At 51.6% G+C, this 6077-nt stretch carries 3 protein-coding genes; 1 reads left to right on the forward strand and 2 read right to left on the reverse strand.

The features are described from left to right. Window positions 1-231: a 30S ribosomal protein S16 gene (gene rpsP, locus LBF86_04770; GenBank protein ID MDR0664818.1), complete on the reverse strand. Its 231-nt coding sequence runs from the start codon at window positions 229-231 to the stop codon at window positions 1-3. 28 nt (window positions 232-259) lie between these two features. Then, window positions 260-1591 carry a signal recognition particle protein gene (ffh, locus tag LBF86_04775; protein MDR0664819.1) on the reverse strand — a complete coding sequence of 444 codons (1332 nt, stop codon included), beginning with the start codon at window positions 1589-1591 and terminating at the stop codon, window positions 260-262. Window positions 1592-1828: 237 nt separating this feature from the next. Between ffh and LBF86_04780 the strand changes: the two genes are divergently transcribed. After that, window positions 1829-5308, forward strand: coding sequence for an acyl-[ACP]--phospholipid O-acyltransferase (locus LBF86_04780; protein MDR0664820.1), 3480 nt, complete (start codon window positions 1829-1831; stop codon window positions 5306-5308). The last annotated feature ends 769 nt before the right edge of the window (window positions 5309-6077 follow it).

The following is a 6077-nucleotide window of genomic DNA, read 5'->3' on the forward strand; positions in this document are numbered from 1 at the left end:
TTAGGCTTTCGCGGCGATTCGCGTTACGGTTTCGCTGGGTTTCGCGCCAGCGCCAATCCAATAGTTATAGCGATCCTTGTCTAATTTGAGCGTTTTTTCTTGGTTCATCGGGTTGTAAAAACCTAAAATCTCCACGAAGCCGCTGTCGCGACGCTTTCTGCTATCCGTTACTACGATGCGATAGAAAGGCTGTTTTTTCTTGCCGAGTCTAGTTAGTCGAATGACCGTCATTCTTGTTGTTCCTTTTTGTTTGAAGTTATTATCTCATACGAAGGCTGTTTTGAGCGCCAAGCAGCGATTGAAACTGTTGCGCCGCGCCTTTGCCAGAAAACTGCTTGACTAGTTTAGAGCCGCTTTTGAATTGCTTGATAGTCCTATTGACCTCCTCGATTTTTAGCCCCGCGCCCGCGGCTATGCGGTTTTTTCGCGAGGGGTTGAGCAGATCGGGATTTTCGCGCTCGCGCTTGGTCATCGACTGAATCATCGCGCGGGCGCGCTTAATCTCTTTGGAGTTTTGCAGATCGACGTCGCCTAGCTTTTCGGATAACGCGCTCGCGCCGGGCAACATAGAAAGCAACGATTTGATATTGCCTAGCTTGCCGACCTGCTCAAGCTGATCTAAAAAGTCGTTGTAGTTAAACGAGCCTTTTTTGATCTTGCGTCCGATCTCTTTGGCTTTCTTCTCGTCGATCGCCGCGCCGACCTTTTCGGCTAACGTCGCTATATCGCCGCCGCCCATCAAGCGACCGACGATCCTTTCGGGAATAAAAATCTCCAGATCGTCGAGCTTTTCGCCAACGCCGACAAATCGAAGCGGCGCTCCTAATTGCCGCGCTAACCCGATTGCGATTCCGCCGGTGGAATCGCCGTCAAATTTAGTCAGAATAACGCCCGTAAGCGTTATCTTTTCGTGAAAAGCGGCGGCTGTTTTCACCGCGTCTTGACCGGTTAGCGAATCGGCGACGTAAAAAATCTCAAACGGGTTAATCGCCGCCTTGATCGCGTTTAACTCCCGCATGAGCGCCTCGTCGATCGCGAGTCTGCCCGCCGTATCCACGATCAAAACGTCAAAATACCCCTCTTGCGCGCGCTTTAACGCGCCGCTTGCCGCCTCGATCGGCGTTGGCGCGCTAAACGTCTCCACCTCGATCTGCTCGGATAATCGGCGCAACTGCTCGACCGCCGCCAAACGTTGCAAATCCGCCGCCGCGAGCAAAACTTTTTTGCCGCGCTCTTTTAGGTATTTCGCGAGTTTCGCCGCCGTCGTAGTCTTGCCGCTACCTTGCAAACCCGCGATCATTACTACCGTAGGCGGGCGATCGGCGAACGTAAAGCCTTGCGATCCCGCCGCCGCGAGCGTCTCATACAGCGTCTCCTCAAGCGCTTTTGCAAAACGCTCTTTTTGAATGCCCGTCTGCTTGGTTTTGATCTCTACGGCGGAAATCAGATCCTTTACGACCTTGTAATGCACGTCGTTCTTTAGCAGCGCCTTTCTTAGCTCCTCAAGCGCGCGTTTAAGCGAGGCTTCGTCGTCGAAATGCCTGATTCTCGAAACGGCGGCTTTAAGCGATTCGGCGATTTTATTCAGCAAAAATTGCGCTCCAACTAATTATTAAAGTGAAAATAGGCGCGAATTATACGCAAAACGGCTAAAAACCGCGCTCGGAGGCTAAAAACTCGCGGACGGCTTGCTATGGCGCAATTTAGCGGCGTTTTGATTCGCTTGAAGCGGCGCGATCTTGACGGCAAAAATGGCGGCGCTCATTTGCCGCATTTTATTGAAGCTATCGTAAAATTGCCCAATCTTGGGAAACGGTGAAAAACGACCATGGGCGCGTTACTGAAAATTAAAGGGTTCTTGCCGTTTTTGATCGTCATGTTTGTAAACGCTTCGGTCGATCTAGCGCACAAAATTACCATTCAAAACACGTTGAATAAATGTTTCGACGGCGAAGCGCTGGTGGTTTTCACCGCGCTGATAAACGCGATGATCCTGTTGCCGTTTATCTTTCTGTTTTCCCCGTCGGGTTTTATCAACGACAAGTTCTCAAAAACCAAAGTGATCCGTTACGCGACGATCGTAGCGATCGGCTTAAGCGCGCTTATTCTTATCAGCTATATCAACGGCTGGTTTGTTTTCGCCTTCGGCGCGACGTTTCTGCTCGCCGTTCAAAGCGCGATCTACTCGCCCGCCAAATACGGACTTATCAAACGGCTGGTAGGCGTGGAGCGTTTAAGCCTCGCGAACGGCGCGATTCAGGCGCTCACGATCGCGGCGATCTTGCTTAGCTCTTTAGTTTTTTCGGCGGTTTTCGAGCTAAATTACTCCGCGCTTTTAGATTCCTCGCGCGAATTAGACCCAAGCAATCCAAACGCGATACTGTCTATAATGGTTCCTATCGGCGTTTTGATTGTCGCTCTAAGCGCGGTAGAGGCGTATTTCGCCTTCAAAATCCCGATTTTCCCCGCCGAACCTAGCGAGGAGCGTTTCGAGCTAAAAAAATACGCGACGCTGGCTTATTTGCGCGAAAACCTGTCGATCGTAACCAAAAACCGCGACGTATGGCTTAGCATTATAGGTCTAAGCGTATTCTGGGGCGTTTCGCAGATGATTCTCGCCGCTTTCGGCGCGCACTACAAAGCAATCGCGGGCGACGACGACAACGTCGTAATTCAAGGGATTATGGCGGTTAGCGCCGTCGGAATCGTCGCCGGTTCGGCGCTGGCGGGCGCCAGCTCCAAACGGCATATCGAGTTAGGTTTTATCCCGATCGGCGCGCTTGGACTATTTATCTCGTTACTTGGTCTTACCTATTCGACGAGCGCGATCGAGATGGCGATCTGCTCGCTGCTTTTTGGCTTTTTCGGCGGGCTTGCGATCGTGCCGCTAAACTCGGTTATTCAGTATTTCTCCGCCGCCGACGAGATGGGAAAGATACTAGCGGGCAACAATTTTACGCAAAACTGCGCGATGGTCGCCTCGCTCGCGATCGCCGTCGCGCTGGTGCAAATTGGCTTCTCGACGACGGGACTCTTTACGCTCGCGGCGATCGCGGCGCTACTCGCGGCATTGTTCGCCATCAAGCAAATGCCGCATCTATTCGCGCGGATATTGCTGTTTCCAATTCTGCGGCTTGGCTACAAAACAGATATTCAGGGCATAGAGCATATCCCGCCTACGGGCGGCGTTTTGCTGCTTGGCAATCATATTAGTTGGATCGACTGGCTGGTTTTGCAAGTAGCCTGCCCGCGCGCCATAAAGTTCGTGATGTTCAAGGGCATTTACGACAAATGGTTTCTGCGCGGCTTCTTGAAGCTGTTCAGCGTTATTCCCATAGCGGGCGGCGCGAGCAGATCGGCGATAGAGAGCATACGCGCTAGACTTCAAAACGGCGAGGTCGTCGCGCTTTTCCCCGAAGGCGTTATTAGCTACAACGGACAAATCGGCAAGTTTGAGCGCGGTTTCGAGCTGGCGATCGAGGGAGCGGACGTTCCAATCGTCCCGTTTTTCCTGCGCGGGCTTTGGGGATCGTCGTTCTCGCGCGCGGACGATCACTACAAGGCGTTAAGCGCCGCAAACGGCAAACGGGAGATTATAGTCGCCTTTGGAAAACCCCTCTCTTGCGCCGCTAAAGCGCCCGAAGTAAAACGCGCGGTGGTGGAGCTGTCGGTTAAGGCGTGGGATCGCTACCTCGCCGGACAAAAGCCGCTTTGCTATCGCTGGCTAGAACGCGCGAGCGCCGATCTGTTTTCGCTCGCGCTGATCGATCAACCTTCAGGCGCGCGGCTAACCAATCTAAAGCTGCTAACCTCGACGCTACTGTTTGTAAAAAAGCTAAAAAAACGCCTAGCCGATCAGGATAACGTAGGGGTGTTGCTACCCTCTTCGGCGGCGGGGGCGATCGTTAATCTAGCGCTGTTCGCGCTGGGCAAGAAGCCTATAAATCTCAATTACACGGTAAGTCGCGAGAATCTACTAAGCGCCGTAACGCAAAGCGGGCTGAAAACCGTCGTCGCCTCCAAAACTTTCTCGGAGAAACTCGCCGCGCGCGGATTTGATTTAAGCGATATACTGCAAGAGCGCGCTATTTACGCCGAAAACGTCAAAGCGTCTATCAGTAAGAGCGAAACCGTTTGGACGCTTCTGCTCGCGCTATTTGCGCCCGCGCGGCTGTTAAGGGCGCTCTATTTTAAGAAAACCGATATTAACGAAACGGCTACGATCCTCTTTAGCAGCGGCAGCGAGGGCGCGCCCAAAGGAGTGGAACTGACGCACAAAAACCTGCTCGCGAATATCAGGCAGGTTTCCGATCTGCTCAACTTCCGCAAAAGCGACGTAGTGATCAACTCGCTACCGATCTTTCACTCGTTCGGACTGACGATCACGACGTTGCTTCCGCTTGTCGAAGGGGTTTTGATGATCGCCATACCCGATCCGACCGACGTCGTCGCGATCGGCAAGATGTGCGCTAAATACAAGGCGAGCATTCTGCTTGGCACGTCAACCTTTTTTCGGTTCTATATCAAAAATAAAAAACTCGATCCGCTGATGTTAGAGTCGGCGCGGCTTGCGGTGGCGGGCGCCGAAAAGCTCAAAGACGACGTTAAGCGCGGCTTTAAGATCAAGTTTGGCATAGATATTTACGAAGGTTACGGGGCGACGGAGACCGCGCCCGTTATTTGCGTCAATATGCCCAACGCTTTGGAGCGAGAGTCGTATAAAACGCTCGTTTTTAACAAGGAGGGAACGGCGGGAATGGCTCTGCCGGGAACAATCGTTAAGGTCGTCGATCCCGTTACGTTAAACGAGCTTAACGCGAACGAGGAGGGGCTGATTATCATAGGCGGTCCGCAGGTGATGAAGGGCTACTACAACAATCCGGGAAAAACCCGCGAGGCGATCGCCGAAATTGGCGAATGGCGATACTATAAAAGCGGCGATAAGGGGCGCATAGACGAAGACGGTTTTATAACTATCGTCGATCGCTATAGCCGCTTTGCCAAGATCGGCGGGGAGATGATAAGTCTTACGGCGGTCGAAAGTCAGATTATCGCGCTATTTAGCGACGAGATCGACGTCGCGGCGATCGCGTTAAACGACGAGAAAAAAGGCGAAAAAATAGTCGCGCTTTTTTCGGGCGAGATCGATGAGGAGGCGTTTATTCGCGCCGTCAAAGACTCGCAAATAGCGCCGCTAATGACGCCGTCGGAAATATACAAAGTTGAAAGCGTGCCTAAATTAGCAAGCGGCAAAGCGGATTTCAAAGCCGCAAAAGCGCTGGCGCAAACGCTCTCGCGCGAAAGTTAGCGCCGCCGCGGTTTGAAAGATCGCGCTGAAACTTATACTCGTGTAGTCCAACCGCTGATAAACGCGCGGACTATAATGCAATTAGCGCGCGCTAAAGCTGTCAAGATCGCGCTCCTTGCGAGCGCGCGGATTGAAATATTGATGCTTTCGCCCCTCTCCTCGCGGCGCTGATATAGTAGGCGGTTTCGTCGCGCCGCCGGCAAGTGATTTAAAATTATCGAGCGATACAGAGCCGAGCGTTTTTCTTGAAAAACGCTCGGTTAGGGGGGAGCTCGTTTGCCAACTCCGCGATCAATGAGAATCGCGATGTTTTTACAAGAAAAAAATAAAAACGAAATCGCGTTGGAGCTACGTTATATGTTCCGAAGTAAAACGTATTCGCGCAAAATAACGAAACGCCCTTTTTTACGATGATAAGCGCTTGTCTCTCTTTCGCTTCCTTCTTGTTGCTTCCACGCTTATTACTAAGCCGCCCGCTTGCGATCTCGTTCATATCGCTAACAAACGCAAAAATCCGCGAGAGCGCTCGCGCGTTATTCTTTCGATCGCGTTTTTTACGCGCGATCGCGAGTCAAATAACGCTTTCTAAAATAAAGAAATATTAACGTTTAGAAATTATCGTTAAACCATATTAACGTAATTTTATTCCCTACTCGTCCAAATACGGCTTTAATACTTTTTCAACCAAAAAACGCCCGCCTGCATTGATGGATAAGTGATTGTCATCGCGATAAAGAGGTAATCCATCGTCGCTAAGAATTAAGCATCT

This window comes from Helicobacteraceae bacterium (assembly GCA_031258155.1).
In the GTDB taxonomy this organism is placed as follows: domain Bacteria; phylum Campylobacterota; class Campylobacteria; order Campylobacterales; family SZUA-545; genus JAIRNH01.